The organism is Streptomyces sp. NPDC059851 (genome assembly GCF_042732005.1).
Lineage (GTDB): Bacteria > Actinomycetota > Actinomycetes > Streptomycetales > Streptomycetaceae > Streptomyces.
On the sequence record NZ_JBHWJJ010000066.1, the window covers coordinates 21767 to 41320 of the forward strand.

A 19554-nucleotide genomic window follows, 5' to 3' on the forward strand; every position below is an offset into this window, starting at 1 on the left:
CCACCTGCCCGAGGAGAACCCGTCTTGACCGCCACCAAGCCCGTCGGCACCCCGGTACCTGCCGACGTGCCCCAGCCCGCCCCCGGCGCGACCCCGCCCCGCACCCCGCTGGTCGCCCGCGCAGCTGCCGAGCTGGTCGGCACCGCGGCCCTCGTCGCGGTCGTCGTCGGCTCCGGCATCCAGGCAACGAAGCTCACCCAGGACGTGGCCCTGCAGCTACTGGCCAACTCCACCGCCACGGTCTTCGGGCTCGGCGTCCTCATCGCGCTCCTCGGCCCGGTGTCCGGGGCGCACTTCAACCCCGCCGTGACGCTGGCCGAGTGGTGGACCGCCCGCCGCGGCGGCCCCGGCGTCAACGCCCGCGAGCTGGCCGTGTACGTGCCCTCGCAGATCGTCGGCGCGATCGCGGGCGCGATCCTCGCGGACGCGATGTTCGGCGAGCCGCTCGTCACGTGGTCCACCCACGACCGTTCCGCCGGGAACCTCCTCCTCGGCGAGGTCGTCGCCACCGCGGGCCTGATCCTGCTGATCTTCGGCCTGGCCCGCAACGACCGCCTCCGCTTCGCCCCCGTCGCGGTCGCTTCCTACATCGGCGCCGCGTACTGGTTCACCTCCTCCACCTCCTTCGCCAACCCGGCCGTCACGATCGGCCGCGCTTTCACCGACACCTTCGCGGGCATCGCCCCCGCCTCCGTGCCCGGCTTCATCGCCGTGCAGCTGATCGGCGCCGCGGCGGGCCTGGCCCTGGTGGCCGTCATCTTCATGCGCGGCAGGACGGACGACGGGACGCCCTCGGCATGACGCAGCGCACGGACGTGGTGGTGATCGGCGGCGGCCAAGCAGGCCTCGCCGCCGGCTACCACCTGCGCCGTCTGGGCGTCGAGCACGTCATCCTCGACGCCCAGACGACACCGGGCGGGGCCTGGCAGCACACCTGGGACTCCCTGAGCCTGTTCTCCCCGGCCCGGTACTCCTCCCTCCCCGGGAGACTGATGCCGGTCCAGCCCGGCCGGACCTACCCCGACGCGGCGCACGTCGTCGACTACCTCGCCGACTACGAGAAGCGGTACGGACTGCCCGTCCAGCGCGGTGTGCGGGTCTGCGCGGTCCACCGCGACGGCGCCTTCCTGCGGGTACGGACGGACTGCGGCGACTGGCGGGCCCGCGCCGTCATCGGCGCGACCGGCACGTGGACCCGACCCTTCCTCCCGGCGGTTCCCGGCCGCCGGGAGTTCACCGGCCGCCAGCTCCACACCGTCCAGTACCGGAGCCCCAACGAGTTCGCCGGGCAGCGGGTCATCGTCGTCGGAGGCGGCAACTCCGCAGCCCAGATCGCCGCCGACCTCGCTCATGCCCGGATCGACCTGACCTGGGTCACCCGGCGCACGCCCCGCTACCTGGCCGACGACATCGACGGCCGAGCGCTCTTCGACGCGGCGACTGCCCGCCGCCGCGCCCTGGACGAAGGCCGGGCCGACACCGGAGGCGTCGCCTCCCTCGGCGACATCGTCGCCGTCCCGCCCGTACGCGCCGCCCGCGACGCCGGACTCCTGAACCCGAAGCCGATGTTCAGCCGGCTCACCGCCGCCGGTGTCGAATGGGCCGACACCACTGCCGCGGAAGTCGACGCGGTCATCTGGTGCACCGGCTTCCGACCCGCGCTCGCCCCGTTCGCGGCGCTGCACCTGCGCGGCAGCCGAGGACGCGTCGCCACCGACGGCACCCGCGCCGTGGACGAACCCCGCCTGCACCTGCTCGGCCACGGCGACTGGACCGGCCCCGCCTCCGCCACCCTCATCGGCGTCGGCCGCCCCGCCCGCGAAGCCGCCCGGCAGATCCGCGACCTGCTCGCCTGACTCCCACCTCCCACCCACCCCGGTACGCGCGATCGAGCCTGCCGCCATGAGCGTGGCGAACCGGAGGTCGCCACCCAGGACGGCGAAGCTGCCGTCGCGGATCGGGTGGTTCACGCCAGGACGGGGCTGCGGCGCTCCAGCAGGACCACGTCGCGCCAGACACCGTGATGGCGCCCGATGCGTTCCCGGGTGCCGATGATCCGGAATCCGGCGCGCGCGTGGAGGGCGAGGCTGGCGGTGTTCTCGGGGAAGATCCCGGACTGGACCGTCCAGATCCCCGCCTTCTCGGTGGAGGAGATCAGCGCGTCCAGGAGGGCGCCGGCCACGCCCCGGCCGCGGGCCTCAGGGTGGACGTACACGGAGTGTTCGACCACGCCTGCGTACGCGCACCGGTCGGAGACCGCGCTGGCCGCGATCCAGCCGAGCACCCCGCCGTCTCCGCCGAGGGCGACGAAGCGGTGGCCGGGCAGTTTGGCCTTGTCGAACGCGGTCCAGCCGGGGGCCTGCGTCTCGAAGGTGGCATTGCCCTCGTCGATCCCCGCCTGGTAGATGCCCAGCACCTGCTCGGCGTGCTCGGGCAGCAGAACCCCGATGCGCACGCCGGTCATGCCGTCCGCGCGGCGCCGGACAGCAGCGCGCCCATGGCGGCGAGCACGGACGGCTCGACCCGGTAGTACACCCACGTGCCCCGGCGCTCGGAGGACAGCAGCCCGGCTTCCTTGAGCTTCTTGAGGTGGTGGGAGACGGTGGGCTGCGAGACGCCGACGTCGGAGATGTCGCACACGCACGCCTCCCCGCCCTCGTGGGAGGCGACCGCGGAGAACAGCCGCAGGCGTACCGGGTCCCCGAGGGCCTTGAACATCTTCGCCGCGACCTCGGCCTCTTCCGCCGACATGGGGCGCTCGGTCAGCGGCGGGCAGCAGGCCGCGACGACGTCGGGCTCCAGCAGCGGCAGAACCTTCACATTCGACATACGTCTATGTTGACACACGTCGAACCACGGTGCCGCGGGGATCGGGGGCGGCCTGCGGTGGGCAACCTCACCCTCCTCGCCCGGCAGTGGTCCAGACCGACGCCCGCAGGCTGGCCGGGTCTGCTCGGCCTCTCCTGAGGAGCCGGGGGCCTCCTTGACGGATGCGGGCGGGGTGCGCCGTGCCCCGCTCGCATCCGACGCCCCACGGGTCAGGCGAGCAGCGCCACGGCCCGGAGGGCGGGCTCTGTTGGGGTGGCTGCGCGGCGCCGCTGCGGTGTGGGACGGCCCTGTTCGGCTACGGGCGCCTCGATGTCCGTGAGGAGCGCCATGAGTGAGGAGCGGGCGCGGGCGACGCGGGAACGCACCGTGCCGATGGGACACCCGATGGCCTCGGCCGCCTCGGCGTAAGGCAGACCCAGCAACTGCGTGAGGATGAACGCCTCGCGGCGGTCTGCCGGGATGGTCGCCAGGAGTTCGGCGAGGGCGATGCCGTCCTCGAAGCCGGGAAGTCCCTGCGGCTGTGCCTGCTCCGCGGCGGTTTGCCAGTCGTGGCGGTCTGCCAGGCGCGGCCGGGCGGCGGAGCGGCGGAGGCTGTCCACGACGGTGCGGCGGGCGATGGACAGGAGCCAGGTGCGGGCGGAGGAGCGGCCCTCGAACCGGGGCAGCGCGGGGAGGGCTCGTACGAAGACGTCCTGGGTGAGGTCGTCGGCGGCCTGGGGGTCGGCGCTGAGGAAGGCGACGTAGCGCCAGACGTCCCGCTGGAGGGCGCGCACGAACCGGTCGGCCATCTCGGGGTCGCCGTCGCGTGCGGCGAGCGCGAGGCGCGTCACGGCTGCGTCGCTGCCGGGGGTGTGCCTGGTCGTCTTCGGTGCGACGGGGGTCTGTTGGGTGCTCGGGGCAGGGGTCATCGCCACAAGGTCCTTAAGCGCGTGGGGTGTCCGGCGGCGCAGTAGGCGGGCCGGTGAGCAGTACGGCATGCCGGAGGGCATGGCCGATGCCCGAGGCGCGCCGGAGTTCACCTGCGCGTGCTCGGGGAACCAGCTGTCAGATGACAGCGGTTCCCGCCGGCGGACCCCGTGAGGTGATGACGTGGATGAGGAACAGCTGCCGCAGGGGGTTGCGGTCACGGTCGCGGCGAGCGCGCAGCGGTGGCCGGTGCGGTACCCACGGCGAGCCGAGGAGCAGTCGCAGCGGCGGCAAGAGCCGGGCGGCGAGGGTGCGCAGAAGCTTGAAGGCGGCCTGTTCGCCGTGGGCGAGCCAGAGTCCCGCGAGGACGGCGGCCAGCAGGTGCGCCGCCAGCATGCCGACCGGAGACATGGGCATGGGCATGCCCGCCATGGCGTGTGCGTCCGGCACGGGGACACTCGCCGCGGCGTCCGACAATCCGTGCAGGGCGTGGTGTGTGTGAGCGCCCGTTCCCGCGATCACCGTCGTTCCGGGAGGCGGCTCGTGCACCATGCCGCCGAGGCCGGCGTCATTGACCAGGCGCACAGCTTCGGACGGGGAAAGGTCCGTGTTCCCGCACGTCAGGTAGCGCGCCCATTGCTGCGCGAACGACCGGCCCGGCGGAAGTGGCCGACTGAAGGACTGGGCCAGGGAGAAGCCTGCGTGGAGTGCGGCCTGGACGGCGATCGCCACCGTGGTGACGCCGAGCGGCCCGCGCTCCGTGCGGGCGAGGGACCAGGCCAGTGCCGACGTGCCGACGAGGGCACCACTGATGGCCCACCAGGGCACCGTGGTACCCGACATGAGTACGTGACCGGTAGCCGCGAGCACGACGCACAGGGCTGCGAACATCGCAGCCCGAACGGCTCGGGAACAGTGGCCTGGCGTCATGGCGGGCTCATCCTCGCACCTCCGTTATGGGCGGTGCACGAGGGTGCGCACTATGTGAGTAGTTCTCGTCCACTTTCCGTTCCCGCTGCGTCATGTGACGCAGGACACGGAGTGAAGGAGGAACTGGCATGGCTGCCGGGCCGACTGACTGCGCATCCGGCAGTAGCGATCGAGGTCTGAAGGAGACGGCTGTGCCAACGGAGGAAGCAGCGACGGCTGCGCCCGGAGGGACGCGATTCCGGGCAGGCGGACAGCTCACCGGGCTCCTGACTGCTGCCATGGCCTTCTCGATGCTGCAGTTGTTCCTGCTGGGCGCCCTCGGGCCGCGCCTGGTGGACGAGTTGGACATATCGCCCGTTGTGCTGGGGCTGACGACGACGATCGGGTTCGGCACGGCCGCCCTGCTCTCGCCGGCGGGCGGCCGGATCGTGGACCGGGTGGGGCCCCGGCGCTCGCTGGTGACCCTGCTCCTGGTCTCGGCCGGGGCGCTCGCGCTGATCGGGGCGGCTCCCGGCGCCGGGCTGCTGCTGGGTGCGGTTGCGCTGGGCGGGGTACCGCAGGCGCTCGCCAACCCGGCGACCAACAAGGCGATCCTCGCGGCGGTACCCCCCGCCCGGCGGGGCGCGGTCACCGGCATGAAGCAGTCCGGTGTCCAGTTGGGGGCGTTCGCGGCCGGACTTCCGCTCGCGGCGCTCGCCCCGGGACTGGGCTGGCGCGGCGCGGTGTGGACGGCCGCCGGTGCCGCACTGCTGACCGGGCTGTGGGCGCTGCGCGCACTGCCCGCAGACCCCCCGGTCACCCGCGGCGGCTCCGGTACCTCATTCGTCCCGCGCGGGGCGGTCGCATGGCTTGCGGTGTTCTCGCTGTTCCTGGGTGGCGGCATCGCCTCCGTGAACACCTACCTCGCGCTGTTCGGTGCCCGGGAACTGGGGCTGGGGCCGACGCCGGCCGCGGCTCTGGTCGCGGTGCTGGGCGTGACGGGCATCGCGGGCCGGGTGGGGTGGTCGAAGGCTGCCCGTCCCGGTCGGGCCGAGTGGCTTCCGGGGTGGCTCGCCTGCGGGGCGCTCGGCGCGGCCCTGCTCCTCGCGGCCGCGGTGGCCGTGGGTCCGCTGGTGTGGGCCGGTGCCGTCGCCGTGGGTGTGTTCGCCGTCTCCGGCAACGCCGTGACGATGGTGCTCGTGATGCAGCGGGCCGCTCCGGGGCGGGCGGGGCAGGACTCGGCGCTGGCCGCGGCGGGCTTCTTCGCCGGCTTCGCGGTGGGTCCGCCGCTGTTCGGGATGCTGGTGTCGGACGGCCGGTACGCCGTGGGCTGGATGGTGGTGGCTGCGGAATTCGCGGTGGCGGCCGGGATCGCGTTCGTCTGGGCCGTACGCGACCGCCGCGACAGGGCGGAACGGTCCGCATGACCGGCACGGACCGGGCCGGCCGCGCCCTGGCGGCACTGATGGAACGCGTGATGGTGACCGAGTCGCAGGTCGGCGTCCGCTTCCCTCTCTACGCCGACCCCGACGACGGCAGCTGGACCACGACCGGCCGCGGTTCCTGGGCAGGCGGGTTCTGGGCCGGGCTGCTGTGGCTCAGGGCCCGGTACACCGGCGACGAGGACGACCGCGCGGCGGCGGTGGAGTGCACGGCCCGGCTGGCGCCCTGGGTGGAGGCCGACACGGCGACCCGCGGCCTGATCTTCTGGTACGGAACGGCCCTGGCAACGGACGACGACGCAGCCGAGGCGATCAGGAAGGCGGCTGTCGGCGCCTGCCTGTCGGCCCATGACCGCGAGCTGGGTCTCGTGCCCTGGGGGGCCGCCTTCGGCGGGCCCCGCCTGCTGGCCCGGGTGGACGCCGTTCCCGGGATGCTGTCCCTGCTGGCCGAGGAGGGGCCCGATGGAGCGGCGGCCGCCACGGCGCACCTGCACCGGCACCTCGACCTCTGCCTGGGCGAGGACCTCCCGCCAGGACAGTGGCCGGCGCCCGCATGGCAGTTCACCGGACAGCAGCGGTGGCAGCCCCTGGGAGACCCCCTCCCGGGGTGGAGCCGGGGCCGGGCCTGGCTCCTGCTCGCGGTGGCCGAAGCCCTGCTCCACCCCCGGCTCGCACTGCACCGACCTGACCGGCTCGCGGCGGCGGCCGAACGACTCCTGGCCCACGGGGGCTTCCTGACCGGACCGCTGGTCCCCCCGGCCGAGGCGGAGAAGCCCGACGGCCCGCTCGACACCTCGACCGCCGCCATCACCGCCGTGGCCCTGATGAAACTCGCCAGGGTTCCCGGGCCGCGGGCCGAGGACTGCTCGTACCGGGCCGTGGCGATCCTGAGCCGACTGGCCGAGAGCCACCTCTACGACGGGGTGGCCGACGAGGCTCCGGTGGGACGGCTGGTGGACGGCTGCTACGACGCGGGCAAGGGCCTGGCCGTCCGGCACGAACTCATCTGGGGGACGTTCTTCCTGACCCTGGCGCTGGCCGCCCTGGACGGTGTCGTCGACATCACCCGCGTGTAGCGGACCGCACGCCGTAGCCGCGCAGGACCCGGCGGGCCACGGAGGTGATGTGCAGCTCGTCGGGGCCGTCGAGGATCCGGGCGGCCCGGCCGCCGCGGAACAGCGCGGGCAGCGGGGTGTCCGGTCCGAGCCCGGTGGCGCCGTGGACCTGGATGGCGGAGTCCGTGACCTGCTGGAGCATCCGCGCGGCGGCGACCTTGGCGAGCCCGACCTCGACGTGGGCGTCCCGTCCCGCGTCGATCAGGGCCACGGCCTCGTGGACGAGGGGGCGGGTCGTGCGCAGGGCGAGCAGGGCGTCGAAGACGTGCTGTTGGACCAGCTGGTGATCGGCGAGTGGCCCCCGGGAACCGCTCCGGGTGGCGGCCCGCTCGCACATGAGGTGGAAGGCCCGCTGGGCCTGACCGAGCCAGCGCAGGCAACGCAGCGTCCGGCCCAGCTGCAGCCGCTCCCCGGCGATGGCGAGCGCCTGGCCCGGCTCGCCGACCAGATGGTCGGCAGGCACCGGGGCCCGGTCGAGCTCCAACTCGTACTGCCCGGCCGCGCCGAACACCGGGAGTTCACGGACGATGCGGAAGCCGGGGGCACTTGTCGGTACCAGGAGCAGCGACAATCCCTCGCGGTCCCCGGGGGAGCCGTCCGTGCGGGCCAGAACGGTGACCAGATCGGCGTTCGCGGCTCCAGAGGTGAACCACTTGCGTCCGGTCACGATCCAGCTGCCGTCCGCCCGGCGCTCGGCTCGGGTGGCGGTCCGGAACGGATCCGTGCCGGGAACACCGGGCTCGGTCATGGCGTAGCAGGTGCGGAGCTCACCGGAGACCAGACGCGGGAGGTACTCCTCGCGGACCCGGCTCCCGCCGTGCCGCGCGAGCATCGTCACGTCGAGGAGGGGCGCGGAGCCGACGGCCGCGGGCCCGTGGTCGCTGGCGCCCTCCGCCTCGGCCAGGGCGGCGTACGCCCCGAGGGGCAGGCCCCCGCCACCCAGCTCCACCGGGAGGGGCAGCGCCCACAACCCCTCCTCGCGGGCCCGGTCGCGCAGCCCGCTCAGCGCGGCCGTCGCCGCGGGTCCTCCTGCATCCAGCACCGGCTCGTGCGGGATCACCTCGTCCTGAACGAACCGGGCGACCCGCTCGCGCAACTCGACTCCGTGCCGGTCGTGTTGTGCGTGCCCGGTGTCGACGGCACGGGGATCTGTCACTGCTTTCCTCCGGTTCTCCGGGAACTCGTGGGAACGGTTGTCCGACTGTCTGTCCGTGGAACTGGTCGGGTGCGGACGCCCCCGGGTTCCCACGTTTCGGAAACGTCCCGGTGCGGCCACCGCCGTGCCAGGAGAGGAGAGGCATGGCGTCACCAGCAACCACGCAGACGGTCCGGCCGCTCGACACGCTGCGCTTCGACACCTCGGGGCCGCCGCAGATCACGAGCGTCGTCGCGGACCGCCTCCGGCTGCTCGGCGCACAGGGCGGGGCCGCCGTCCAGGGGGACACCGCCACCGGGCAGGTCACGCTCGGCGGGGCCGGCTCCGAGCCGGTGCACGCGACCACCGGCTGGGGCGACCCTGCGGCCGGCCTCGTGGACGAGGCCACCGTGCAGGCCGCCACCGGCGTCATGGCCGTCCACGGCCGTCGCGACGGCAGCCCGCGTGGCCTGGCCGCCGACTACACGGCCACGGCCACCGCAGTCCTCACCGTCCAGGGCCTCCTCGCCATGCTGGTGGGCGCGGCCCGTGGCATCCAGCCGCAGCAGGTCAGCACGGGCGCGGACCGGGCCGGACTGCTCGCCGTCTCCCAGTACCTTGCGGCAGCAGGGGCCGACGAGGGCGAGGCGGTCGACCTCGCGCCCGGCGGCCCGCCCTTCACCTCCGCCGAGGGAACGCTCTTCGAGCTAGAGACCCTCGACCCCGGGGCCTGGGCCGCGTTCTGGCGGGCCCTCGAAGCGCCTGCCGATGCGATGCGGGCCGGCTGGCGGCCTTTCCAGTTCCGGTACGCCACCGCCTGCGCCCCCTTCCCCGCAACCCTGCACACGGTTACGCGGGCCCACTCCTTCGAGCGGATCCGGCAGGCCGCCGCGCTCTCCGGCGCGGAGGTGTGCGTCCTGTGCACACTGGCCGAGCGGGCCGCAGAGCACGACGGCGCCGCGCCCTGGTCCTTGCGCCTCCTTGACCCGGGTGCCAGGACCGGCGCAGCGGCCCCGCCCGCCGGCCGGCCGCTCTCCGGGCTCACCGTGCTGGAGGCGGGCCGCCGCATCCAGGCCCCGCTCGCCGCACACCTGTTGGGCCTGCTCGGCGCCGAGGTCGTACGGATCGAGCCGCCGGGCGGGGACCCCCTGCGCGGCATGCCGCCGGCCTGTTCCGGGATCTCGGCCCGCTGGCTGGCCCTCAACCGGGGCAAGAGGGCCGTGGAGATCGACATCAAGGCGGAGGCCGACCGCCGCCGCCTGCGGGAGATGGCCGCCGAAGCCGATGTCTTCCTGCACAACTGGGCGCCGGGCAAGGCGGGCGAACTCGGCCTCGACGCCGACGACCTCGCCGCCGTGAACCCGGGGCTGGTGTACGCGTACACCAGCGGCTGGGCCGGCCGCCTGCCCGACGCACCCATGGGTACCGACTTCATGGTCCAGGCCCGCACCGGCGTCGGCGAGGCCGTACGGCCAGAAGACGAACCGCCCGCCCCGTCACTGATGACCCTGCTCGACGTCCTGGGCGGACTGACCGGAGCCGAGGCCGTGCTCGCGGGGCTCCTGCTCCGCGAACGCACCGGGCACGGCGTGCACGTCGACTCCTCCCTGCTCGGCGCGGCCGACACCCTGACCGCTCCCGCCCTGCGCCGCGCTGCCCGTGGACAGAACCCACGACGCCCCGCCGGGTTCCGCCGCCCGCTGCCCACGGCCGACGGGTGGATCGCGCCCACCGACGCGAACGCGGCAGCCGCTGCCGCGTACGACCTGCGCGAACTCACCACCCCCGCCGCCCTGTCCCTTCTGGCCGGGCACGGCCTGACCGCCACCGCCGTCACCACCGACCTGGCCGACCTCCACCACGACGTGCGCTTCCACGGCTCGATCAGCCGCGACGCGCACGGTGCCCCTGCCGTTCCCGACCCCTGGAGCTTCAGATGACCGTCGCACTGCACGACCTGCTGCCCGCCGAGCTCCGCCGCTCCTGGGTGGTCGACGGCACCTGCCCCGACCTCGACCTCTACAGCCTCTTCCGGGCACGCCAGATCGCGAACCTGCACCACACCGCCGTCCTCGACGACAAGGGCAAACTCTGCTACACCGCCCTGGACCGCAAAGTGCGATGTCTGGCCGCCGGCCTGCGCGACCTCGGCATGGGCCCGGGCGACGTGGTCGGCGTACAGCTCCCCAACAACCGCAACGCCGTGATCGCCGACCTCGCCATCGCGGCCATCGGCGCGATCGCCCTCCCCTTCCCCGTCGGCCGGGGCGTCCTGGAGGCCGAGTGCCTGCTGCGCCGGGCCGAGGCCGTCGCCGTCATCGCCGCGACCGAACACCGCGGCTCTCACCATGCTGCCGACCTGCTGGCCCTGGCCCCCTCGCAGCCCGCGCTGCGCCATGTGATCGCCGCCGGGCCCGGAACGGCTCCCGAAGGGACGGTCGCCTTCTCGCAGCTGCTGCGCTCGGACGCCAAGGCCTTCACCCCCGCCCGGCCCGACCCCGACAGCGCCGCCCGCATCCTGGTCTCCTCCGGCTCCGAGGCCGAGCCGAAGATGATCGCCTACTCCCACAACGCCCTCGCGGGCGGCCGCGGAAACTTCCTCGCCTCCCTGATGCCGGACGGAACGCCTCCGCGGTGCCTGTTCCTCGTGCCGCTCGCCTCCGCCTTCGGCTCCAACGGCACCGCCGTGACCCTGGCCCGGCACGGAGGCACCCTCGTCCTGCTCGACCACTTCACCCCCGAAGCCGCCCTGGCGGCCGTACGGGAGCACGAGCCCACCCACATCCTGGGCGTGCCGACCATGGTCCGCATGATGCTCGACCGGCTCGACTCCGTCGGCGGTGTCCTGCCCACCCCGACCGCACTCGTCCTGGGCGGTGCGCCGCTCGACGGGACGACCGCGAAGGACGCCGCCCGGGCCTTCGGCTGCCCCGTCGTCAACCTCTACGGCTCCGCCGATGGGGTCAACTGCCACACGGGCCTCACCCACCAGGTCCCTCCCACCGACAGCACGGGCGTCGTCGCGGGCCACCCCGACCCGCGCGTCGCGGAGATCCGTATCGCCGACCCGGACACCCACGCACCGCTGCCCGACGGAGCCATTGGGGAGATCATCTCGCGCGGCCCGATGACCCCGCTGTGCTACGTCGCCTCCCCGCACCTCGACGCCCGCTACCGCACCCCCGACGGCTGGGTCCGCACCGGCGACCTCGGCTTCCTCGACGACGACGGCACCCTGCACGTCGTCGGCAGGCTCAAGGACATCGTGATCCGCGGCGGCGCCAACATCAGCCCCGCCGAAGTCGAACGCGAGTTGGCCTCCCACCCGCTGGTCCGTGACGTGGTGTGCGTGGGCGTCCCGGACACGCTGATGGGCGAACGGCTCGCCGCCTGCATCGTGCCCCGTACGGCCCGGGTGCCCGTACTGGAGGAACTCGGCGCCTACCTGACCACACGTGGTGTCGAACGGCGCAAGCACCCCGAGCGGCTCCTGGTGGTGGCCGAACTGCCCCTGACTCCGGCGGGCAAGCCCGACCGGGCCGCCCTGCGGGAACGCCTGTCCGAGCCCGACGGCCCCGGCCACGCCGACCCGGCCCCGCTCGCGCAGGCCGGATGACACGAGGGGCCCGGGCAGCGCGATGCTGCCCGGGCCCCTGACCCGGGAGGGGCTCACTTGGGTGTGTGCCCCTCCCGCCTGTCGGGCGAGTCTGCCAGCCGCCTGCGTACAAGGCCGACGGCCACGTCCACCACGAGGAAGGCGAGCAGCAGCACGCCCAGCACGGGCGCGGCCCGGCCCGGCGCAGCTACGGCGGGGACACCCAGCACGAGGACGGGCGGCGGAAGGCTGCGCCGGCTGGCACGGGCCGGGGCCTTGCCCATGGTGGCCTTGCGGTCCTCGCACGTGGGCGGCGCTGCCACCACATGCGGTAGCCCCGAAAGGTCACCGGGATCAGGCCGAGGGCGACGACGGCCGTCCTCCGCGCCGCCGAGGCCGCCGTGGCCCGCGTGCGAGCCAGACGCCGGTCACTGCGTGGAAGCTGACGGTCCGCCGCACACCACGGGCCCGGCGGCCGGGCAGCAGAACACCGCGAGCGCACTTCGCGCGCTACACCCGGGCGCCGCCGATCCACAGCACGAGCCCGCCCGCGACGATCACCCAGAGCCGGCTCGCGGCGACCGCGGAGCGGGCTGGGCCGTCGTTCGGGCTCGGCGAGAGCGCCTGCCCCTGCTGAGCAGTCAGTGCACCAAGGCGATGAGGGCGTTGCTTCGAAGGGCGTGCCTGCCCCGCGGCTCTGACAGGAGGACGCGCCACGCCACGGTGGGCGGAACCACAGGGCGCATCGAACCGGCACCAGGGGCATCCCGGGGCGGTGTGCGCACACTGCCCCGGGACGGAAGCCGCACGGCGGCCGGCTCACCGGCCTCAGGAGGCCAGGGCCTTCTTCAGTTCGGCTGCCGCGTTGCGGTAGACGGGCAGCAGATCGAGGTCCTCGCCGGGGTAGTTGACGATCTTGACCTGCTTGGCGCCGGAGTCGGGCAGCACGGTGCCGGTGGACATGTGGGCGTTGTCCAGGACGAGCGCCGGCTTCTTCGCCGAGAGCTCGGCGAGCTGGGCCGGGGTGACGGCCTCGGGCCCGTAGGTGCCGACCACGGTGGCGCCCGCGAGCTTCGCCGACCAGGCGGTGAAGACCTGGGAGACGACGGCCGGGCTCCCCCCGCCGGGCCAGGCGGCCTGGAGGTCCTTGTTCAGCTTGCCGTACTCGGTGTCGAACCCGGTCTTCCAGCTCGTGGCGGCGTCCGCGGTGCCGAAGAGGGCGCCCAGCTTGTCGACCTCGGCCTTGACCTTGTCGGGGTCGTTGTCGAGGTTCACCTCGACCAGTTTCGCCTTCGAGCCCGCAGCTTCCTTGATCTTGGCGGCGTACGGCTCGAACGGCGCGTACAGCACGAAGTCGGCCTTCGCGACGGCGGCGAGGTCGGAGGGCTTCGGGTCGTAGTCGGGCGCGTGGTGCACGGACTGCGGCACGATGACCTTGACGTCCTCGGCGCCGGCGGCCTTGGCGAAGGCACCTTCCCAGGTGGTGGTCACGACCACCACGGGCTTGTCCTTCTTCGCCCCACCGCCGCTCCCGGCCGGAGCGTCGGAGGCGACGTCATCGCCGCAACCCGCGGTCAGGAGGAGTGCCGCGCTCAGTGCGACGAGGGCAGGGATACGGACGCGGGTGCGCGCCATGAGCTGAATCTCCGTTCGGGTATGGAATGCACGGCGAGGACGAGGGCCCCCGCCGTCAGTACGAGGACCGGCCCGGGCGGCCAGTCCAGCCACAGGGCCAGAAGGAACCCCGTCAGGTTGACGACGACGCCGATGCCGACGGCCCAGAGCGTGATCGACTTCAGGGAGCTGCCCAGGCGGCGGGCCGCGAGCGCGGGCAGCAAGGTCAAGGCGTCGACCAGCAGCGCGCCGGTGAGCTTGATCGCCCCGGCGACCGCGACCGCGACCAGGACGAGGAGGGCGGCGGTCAGCGCCCGTACCGGCACGCCCGAGCACTGGGCGAGCTCACGGTCGTAGAGCAGCAGACCGATCTCGCGCCGCCGCCACCAGAACAGGCCCGGTACGGCGACGGCGAGCACGCCGAGGACGATCAGGTCCGGCGTCCCGACCGACAGGATCGACCCCCACAGCAGGGCGAAGGCACCGGATGCGTTGACCCCCGACACCGCCATGAGGAGCAGCGCCGCGGCGATCGCCAGGCTCATGAGCAGCCCCATCGCGCCGGACAGGCCGTCCGGGGTACGGGCGAGCGGAGCCACGCCCGCACCGGCGAGGGCGCAGGCGACCAGCGCGCACAGCATGGGGTCGAGTCCGGTCAGCATGCCCACGGCGATGCCGAGCAGGGCGACGTGCATCATCGCGAAGCGCACCGGCATGATGTCGAGCCCGACGATGACCACGCCGATCACGGGCAGCCCGATCGCGGCGAGCAGCAGGGCGATCCCGGCCCGCTGCACGGGTACGAGTTGCAGGAGGGCGCCGAGGTCGGCGGTGGCGAGGGTCACCGGACCTCCCGCAGCCGGCCCGCGGCCATCTCCAGGACGCGGTCGCAGCGTTCCGCCAGGGTCCGGTCGTGCGTCACCACGATCAGCGTCACCGGGAGCGAGGTGAGGACGTCCGCCGCCTCCTCCTGTCCGTCGAAGTCGAGGGCTGCGGTCGGTTCGTCCGCGAGGAGCACCTGCGCCCCCGCGGCGACGCAGCCGATCGCGCGGGCCAGGTACACCCGCTGCAACTGGCCGCCCGAGAGGGTGTGCAGGGGGCGCCCGGTCAGCGGTTCGACGCCGAGCCGGGCCGCGGCTTCCGCGGCTTCCGCGGGTGCGGTGCTGCTGGCCAGCAGCTCGGAGCCGAGCAACGGGAAGCGGCCCGCCGCGGGTTTCTGCGGGATCCAGGCGCAGGCCCTTCGCCGCCAGGCCCATTCGGCCGGCGACGCGGTGCCCCGCCCTCCGACCGTGATCGAGCCCGTCACCTGCCGGTGCAGACCGAGCACGGCACGCAGGAGCGTGGTCTTGCCCGAGCCGTTGGTCCCGGTCAGCGCCACCCGCTCGCCGGCTGCGATCTCCAGATCCACGTCGGCGACGGCCTCCACCCGGCCGTGCCGGCAGGCCACCTGGCGCATGCGTACATCCAGCCCGCCCATCACACCTCCCTCGATCCTTACGTTGCAGCAGGGCGCGGCGGAGTCTCCCGCCGCTGCCCACGCCGCAGTAGTCGGACGGCGGATGCCCTTGGTTCCCGCGGCCCGGCGATCGATCCGGACCGTCCCCTGCTGAGATCAAGGAGCGCCGGTGACGCCGTAGCCCGCTTCGACGATCGCCTCACGGATCAGACCGTCGTCGAGGGACGATCCGTCGACCGTGACGGCGTTCGTCCCGAGGTCCACGACGACCTGGCTCACCCCGGGAATCGCGGAGACCTCCTTCGTGATGTGGTCGGCACAGTGGCCGCAGGTCATGCCGGTCACCTGGTATTTCTGCTGCGTCATCACGTCTCTTCCTGGTGCGGAGGGCGAGGGGCCGGACGTCCCGGCCGGTGGGCTCTCTCATGTAGTCGGATCGGGATCCGTTCTGGTTTCCGTCACTTCCCGCTCGCTGGAAGCAGTGGAAGCAGTGGAAGCACAGGCGACTCGTCTCGTGCTCCTGCAGCCCTTCGATCCGGAGCTTGTAGCCGACGCCGAACGGGCATCTCCCTGACGTCCGGGTCGCAGAAACCGCTTCTGCGGGCGGAAAAATGAGTGCGGATGAGTATCGGAGAAGAGGCGCATGCGATGACCGACATCAGTTCTCTGCAGCCCGTGGCGACGTTCTGCGGCAAGTGCGACTGCGGATGCCCGCAGCTGTTCATCGACGAGGCAGCCCCTGCCGACCGCAGGGTCGTGATCACCGACGACTTCGGCCAGCGGGTGCAGATGAGCGCCGATCAGTTCGGCTCCATCATCGAGGACGCCAAGGCGGGCAAGCTGGACTCCGTCGCGGTCGCGTGAGGCGCTGCTGCGGTCCGTCAACCGGTTCAGCTGTCCGGCCGCACCACGAACGCCACGACGTCCACCGGGCCGCTGCGCCGGAAATGCAGGACGAAGGGGATGGCCTCACCCCCCTGCCAACGGGCCCTCACCTTCACCGTCACGTCCAGGGTGCTCGGCGTCATGTCCACGGAGCCGCCGGCGGGGATGTCGACCGAGTCGACCACGCGCAGGGTACCGGCGCCTGCGCCGACCCGCTCGTGCCGGCTCAGCACGGCCTCCTCGACGGCCGGGGACGTCACCGAGACCAATTGGTCATCGGCGCCTCCGATGTTCGTGACCCGGAAGGAGGCGGCGGTCCGCTCCTCCTCGGCAGGGGGCAGGAAGACGTGTCCGAGGCCGACTTCGATGCGCGGCGGGCTGCCGGCTGCGCCCGCCGTCGTCCAGGCCGTCAGGCCGACCAGAGCCGCGAGACAGGCGACGGCGGGGGCGAGGGCTGCGCGCGCCCCGTCCAGCAGGCGCCGCCCGGTCGGCCTCCAGCTGCCGACCGGCTCCGTCGGCCGGTGAGGATCGAACGGACCGGTCATCGGCGGACGGCCTTTCGGACGGTGCGGGCGGAGGGGGAGGTGCGCTTCTGGGCGGGCTGCCAGGCGCGCAGGCGCAAGCTGTTGCCCACGACGAGGAGCGAGCTGACGGACATGGCGGCGGCGGCGACCATCGGGTTGAGCCACCCCACGGCCGCCAGCGGGACGGTGACCACGTTGTAGCCGAACGCCCAGACGAGGTTGAGACGGACCGTACCCAGGGTGCGCCGGGCGAGGCGGACCGCGTCGGCGACCGCCTCGATGTCACCCCTCACCAGCGTCACGTCAGCAGCCCCGATGGCCACGTCCGTGCCGCTGCCCATCGCGATGCCGAGGTCCGCCTCCGCCAGGGCCGCGGCGTCGTTGACGCCGTCACCGATGACGGCGACCCGCCGTCCGCGTGCCTTCAACTCCCGTACCAGAAGTGCCTTGTCCTCCGGAGTGCAGCGGGCGTGGACCTCCTCGACGCCGAGCTCCGCGGCGACGGCACGCGCGGTGCTCTCACGGTCACCCGTCGCCAGGACCGCCTCCACCCCCAGCCGCCGCAACCGGTCCACTGCCCGGTAGCTGCCGGGCCGCACGACGTCCCCCAGAGAAATGAGGGCCTCGTCGACGCCGTCCACCCGTACCAGTACCGGTGTCAGGGCGGAGGATTCCGCCTCGGCCAGCCCCCGTGCCAACGAGCCGGGCAAGCCCTCGCCGGGGGCGCACACCTCCACCCGGTGGCCTTCCACCACACCCGAGACGCCGGTACCAGGGGCGGCCAGGAAGCCGCTCACCTCGGGTAGCGGCCGCTCTGACCCGACGCGCCGGGCGTACGAGACGACCGCCCGGCCCAGGGGGTGTTCGGAGCCCTGCTCCACCGCCCCGGCCAGCCGGAGCGCCGCGTCCCCGCCGATGCCGCCACCGACCTCGGTGACCTTCACGACCGACATGTGGCCGGTGGTGAGGGTGCCGGTCTTGTCCATGACGATCACATCGACGTGCCTCAGGCTCTCGAGCGCCTGCGCCCCGCTGACCAGAACGCCGAGCCGCGCGCCCCGCCCGGTCGCCGCCATGAGCGCTGTGGGGGTCGCCAACCCCAGAGCGCAGGGACACGCGACCACGAGGACCGCTACCGCCGCGGTGACGGCCGCCTGAGGATCCGCTCCGGCGCCGAGCCAGAATCCGAGCACCGTAACGGCCAGCACGAGCACGACCGGAACGAAGACGCCCGCCACCTTGTCGGCCAGCCGCTGCGCACGGGCCTTCCCCGCCTGGGCTTCGGTGACCATACGGGTGATCCGGGCCAGTTGCGTGTCCGCCCCGACGGCGGTGGCCCGGACGCGGAGCAGCCCGCCGGCGTTCACGGCGGCGCCCACCACGGACCGGCCCGGACCGACCTCCACCGGGTCGCTCTCTCCCGTGACCAGAGAGAGGTCCAGGGCGGAACTCCCCAGCACCACCACGCCGTCGGTGGCGACCCGCTCACCGGGCCGGACGATGAAGTCCTGACCCACGCGCAGCTGCTCGATCGGCAACCGCTGCTCGCGACCGTCCTCCCACACGGTCACGTCCCTCACGGCCAGGCCCGCCAGGGACCGCAGGGCCTCACCGGTGCCGCGCCGGGCGCGCGCCTCCAGATGGCGGCCGGCGAGCACGAACAGGGGGACGCCGACCGCCGCCTCCAAATAGACGTGTGCGACGTCCCCTCCCGCCGAGGGGAAGAGGGTGAAGGGCATCCGCATGTCCGGCTCGCCGGCACCGCCGAGGAACAACGCGTACAAGGACCAGGAGAACGACGCGAGGACACCGAGGGAGACCAGGGTGTCCATGGTGGCCGCCGAGTGCCGCAACCCACGCGCCGCCCGCACGTGGAACGGCCACGCACTCCAGACGACCACCGGACCGGCGAGGACGAGGCACAACCACTGCCAGTTGCGGAACTGCAGGGCGGGCGCCATCGACAGCACGAGGACCGGCAGGCACAGCAAGGTGGTGATCAGCAGCCGCTCGCGATCCGAGCCGGCGCCGTTCTTCGATGACGTCGGCGTCGGGCTGACGTCGGCCTGTGGCTCCACGGTCGGTACCACGAGCTCGACCGTGTAGCCGGCGCCCTCGACGGCGGCCATCAGGTCCTTCGCCGTGACGTGCGGCGGGTGTTCCACCCGGGCCTTGCCGGTGGCGAGGTTGACCGTGGCCGTGACACCGTCGAGTTTGGCCAGCCGTTTCTCCACCCGGTTCACGCAGGCGGCGCAGGTCATGCCGCCGACGGCCAGATCAGTGGTCACCGGCGCGGTGCTCGCCGTTCCGGCCGTCATCGCGCACCGCCCGAGTGTGCCCCGCCCATGCCGCCGGCACCGTGCGGAGCGGAATCCCCACGAGAACCGGAGCCAGTGCCATCGGGGTGCATGCCGGGCGCGACCGGACCGGCGGCCCTTCCCACACCGAACGAGAAGACGAACACCGCAACGAGCAGCAGCACGAACCCCACCAGCGCAGGGGGCGGCGCCCACCGCCCTGTGCGGCTGTACACCCGGGCCGCGAACCCTTGTTCTTCGACCATCGACATTCCCTGATTCGACGAGTGCGAGCGGGGAACCCCACCCCCGGGCCCCGGCGACGTAGTCGCGCGTGGTGCGGGAAGAGTTCCCCCTGCTTGCGCGACCGGTCCTCGGGCGCCGCGCCGTACGCCGCCGGCCTCGTCCTGGACTCCTGGAGGGCGATCTCCCCTCCAGGAGCCCGACGTCAGGCTCTAGAAGAACCCGAGCTTCTTCGGGGAGTAGCTGCAATAGACGTTCTTCGTCTGCTGGTAGTAGTGCTTGGTCAGGTTGGTTCGCGGGTGGCGTGTCTGGCTGATGGCCTGTGTCGTTGATCGGGTGTGATGGCTGAGGAGTTGGCTGCGGTCCGGTGTGATCTGGAGGATTTCGCGGCGGAGGTGTTCGAGTCGTTCGGGCGGGCGGATCAGCGTCGGTGGGGGTCGGTCTATCTGCGTGGTCTGCTGTTGGACGGCGGGCGTAAGTCGGTCGAGCCGATGGCCGCCCGACTGGGCGACGACGGCAACCGGCAGGCGTTGGCCCACTTCGTCACCTCCAGCCCGTGGGATCCGGCACATGTGCGGGCCAGACTGGCCTGGAGGATGCAGCC

At 73.2% G+C, this 19554-nt stretch carries 20 protein-coding genes; 8 read left to right on the top strand and 12 right to left on the bottom strand.

The window, feature by feature from the left end; genetic code table 11:
• The first annotated feature begins 24 nt into the window (after positions 1–24).
• Both ACFV7Q_RS22145 and ACFV7Q_RS22150 read left to right on the top strand, forming a co-directional pair.
• Positions 25–801, top strand: a complete 777-nt coding sequence (locus ACFV7Q_RS22145) for an aquaporin (RefSeq protein WP_385430811.1) — start codon at positions 25–27, stop codon at positions 799–801.
• Positions 798–1856, top strand: coding sequence for an ArsO family NAD(P)H-dependent flavin-containing monooxygenase (locus ACFV7Q_RS22150; protein WP_385430813.1), 1059 nt, complete (start codon positions 798–800; stop codon positions 1854–1856). Before ACFV7Q_RS22145 ends, ACFV7Q_RS22150 begins: the two co-directional genes overlap by 4 nt.
• Positions 1857–1966: 110 nt before the next feature.
• Here the strand turns inward: ACFV7Q_RS22150 and ACFV7Q_RS22155 are convergent, their stop codons facing one another.
• The 4 genes from ACFV7Q_RS22155 to ACFV7Q_RS22170 all read right to left on the bottom strand — a co-directional run bounded on the left by ACFV7Q_RS22155 (position 1967) and on the right by ACFV7Q_RS22170 (position 4578).
• The gene (locus ACFV7Q_RS22155) at positions 1967–2464 is read right to left on the bottom strand and encodes a GNAT family N-acetyltransferase (RefSeq protein WP_385430815.1); all 498 of its coding nucleotides are present in this window, start codon (positions 2462–2464) and stop codon (positions 1967–1969) included.
• Positions 2461–2829 carry an ArsR/SmtB family transcription factor gene (locus ACFV7Q_RS22160; RefSeq protein WP_385430817.1) on the bottom strand — a complete coding sequence of 123 codons (369 nt, stop codon included), beginning with the start codon at positions 2827–2829 and terminating at the stop codon, positions 2461–2463. Before ACFV7Q_RS22160 ends, ACFV7Q_RS22155 begins: the two co-directional genes overlap by 4 nt.
• 209 nt (positions 2830–3038) lie before the next feature.
• Complete coding sequence (locus ACFV7Q_RS22165) at positions 3039–3737, bottom strand: sigma-70 family RNA polymerase sigma factor (RefSeq protein WP_385430819.1); 699 nt, start codon at positions 3735–3737, stop codon at positions 3039–3041.
• A gap of 136 nt (positions 3738–3873) precedes the next feature.
• On the bottom strand, positions 3874–4578 hold the full coding sequence (locus ACFV7Q_RS22170; RefSeq protein ID WP_385430821.1) for a hypothetical protein: 705 nt from the start codon (positions 4576–4578) through the stop codon (positions 3874–3876).
• 365 nt (positions 4579–4943) lie between these two features.
• Between ACFV7Q_RS22170 and ACFV7Q_RS22175 the strand changes: the two genes are divergently transcribed.
• Both ACFV7Q_RS22175 and ACFV7Q_RS22180 read left to right on the top strand, forming a co-directional pair.
• Complete coding sequence (locus tag ACFV7Q_RS22175) at positions 4944–6071, top strand: MFS transporter (protein WP_385430822.1); 1128 nt, start codon at positions 4944–4946, stop codon at positions 6069–6071.
• A complete protein-coding gene (locus ACFV7Q_RS22180) occupies positions 6068–7162 on the top strand; it encodes a sugar ABC transporter permease (protein ID WP_385430824.1) in 1095 nt (364 codons plus the stop codon). The genes ACFV7Q_RS22175 and ACFV7Q_RS22180 overlap by 4 nt, the downstream gene beginning before the upstream one ends.
• Here the strand turns inward: ACFV7Q_RS22180 and ACFV7Q_RS22185 are convergent.
• The gene (locus ACFV7Q_RS22185; protein ID WP_385430826.1) at positions 7149–8357 is read right to left on the bottom strand and encodes an acyl-CoA dehydrogenase family protein; all 1209 of its coding nucleotides are present in this window, start codon (positions 8355–8357) and stop codon (positions 7149–7151) included. The genes ACFV7Q_RS22180 and ACFV7Q_RS22185 overlap by 14 nt on opposite strands.
• Before the next feature lie 143 nt (positions 8358–8500).
• Between ACFV7Q_RS22185 and ACFV7Q_RS22190 the strand changes: the two genes are divergently transcribed.
• Both ACFV7Q_RS22190 and ACFV7Q_RS22195 read left to right on the top strand, forming a co-directional pair.
• Positions 8501–10276, top strand: coding sequence for a CoA transferase (locus tag ACFV7Q_RS22190; protein ID WP_385430827.1), 1776 nt, complete (start codon positions 8501–8503; stop codon positions 10274–10276).
• Complete coding sequence (locus tag ACFV7Q_RS22195; protein WP_385430829.1) at positions 10273–11952, top strand: class I adenylate-forming enzyme family protein; 1680 nt, start codon at positions 10273–10275, stop codon at positions 11950–11952. Before ACFV7Q_RS22190 ends, ACFV7Q_RS22195 begins: the two co-directional genes overlap by 4 nt.
• Positions 11953–12005: 53 nt before the next feature.
• Here ACFV7Q_RS22195 and ACFV7Q_RS22200 read toward each other — a convergent pair whose 3' ends face one another.
• The 5 genes from ACFV7Q_RS22200 to ACFV7Q_RS22220 form a co-directional block, all read right to left on the bottom strand.
• Complete coding sequence (locus ACFV7Q_RS22200) at positions 12006–12254, bottom strand: hypothetical protein (protein ID WP_385430830.1); 249 nt, start codon at positions 12252–12254, stop codon at positions 12006–12008.
• Between the two features lie 505 nt (positions 12255–12759).
• Positions 12760–13566: a metal ABC transporter solute-binding protein, Zn/Mn family gene (locus tag ACFV7Q_RS22205; RefSeq protein ID WP_385430832.1), complete on the bottom strand. Its 807-nt coding sequence runs from the start codon at positions 13564–13566 to the stop codon at positions 12760–12762.
• A complete protein-coding gene (locus ACFV7Q_RS22210) occupies positions 13524–14390 on the bottom strand; it encodes a metal ABC transporter permease (RefSeq protein ID WP_385430834.1) in 867 nt (288 codons plus the stop codon). The genes ACFV7Q_RS22205 and ACFV7Q_RS22210 overlap by 43 nt, the downstream gene beginning before the upstream one ends.
• Positions 14387–15022, bottom strand: a complete 636-nt coding sequence (locus ACFV7Q_RS22215) for a metal ABC transporter ATP-binding protein (RefSeq protein WP_385430835.1) — start codon at positions 15020–15022, stop codon at positions 14387–14389. Before ACFV7Q_RS22215 ends, ACFV7Q_RS22210 begins: the two co-directional genes overlap by 4 nt.
• Before the next feature lie 135 nt (positions 15023–15157).
• Positions 15158–15367, bottom strand: a complete 210-nt coding sequence (locus ACFV7Q_RS22220; RefSeq protein WP_385430836.1) for a heavy-metal-associated domain-containing protein — start codon at positions 15365–15367, stop codon at positions 15158–15160.
• Positions 15368–15649: 282 nt separating this feature from the next.
• Here ACFV7Q_RS22220 and ACFV7Q_RS22225 point away from each other — a divergent pair, with 282 nt between their 5' ends.
• Positions 15650–15865 carry a hypothetical protein gene (locus ACFV7Q_RS22225; protein WP_385430844.1) on the top strand — a complete coding sequence of 72 codons (216 nt, stop codon included), beginning with the start codon at positions 15650–15652 and terminating at the stop codon, positions 15863–15865.
• A gap of 26 nt (positions 15866–15891) precedes the next feature.
• Here the strand turns inward: ACFV7Q_RS22225 and ACFV7Q_RS22230 are convergent, their stop codons facing one another.
• Together ACFV7Q_RS22230 and ACFV7Q_RS22235 are read right to left on the bottom strand one after the other, a co-directional pair.
• Entirely contained in the window at positions 15892–16431 is a 540-nt protein-coding gene (locus ACFV7Q_RS22230; protein WP_385430838.1) for a copper chaperone PCu(A)C, read from the bottom strand.
• Positions 16428–18728 (bottom strand): heavy metal translocating P-type ATPase, encoded by a 2301-nt coding sequence (locus ACFV7Q_RS22235; RefSeq protein ID WP_385430840.1) that lies wholly within the window; start codon positions 18726–18728, stop codon positions 16428–16430. Before ACFV7Q_RS22235 ends, ACFV7Q_RS22230 begins: the two co-directional genes overlap by 4 nt.
• A 563-nt stretch (positions 18729–19291) precedes the next feature.
• Here ACFV7Q_RS22235 and ACFV7Q_RS22240 point away from each other — a divergent pair.
• The coding region (locus ACFV7Q_RS22240) for a transposase (protein WP_385430842.1) at positions 19292–19554 on the top strand (263 nt) is incomplete at its 3' end.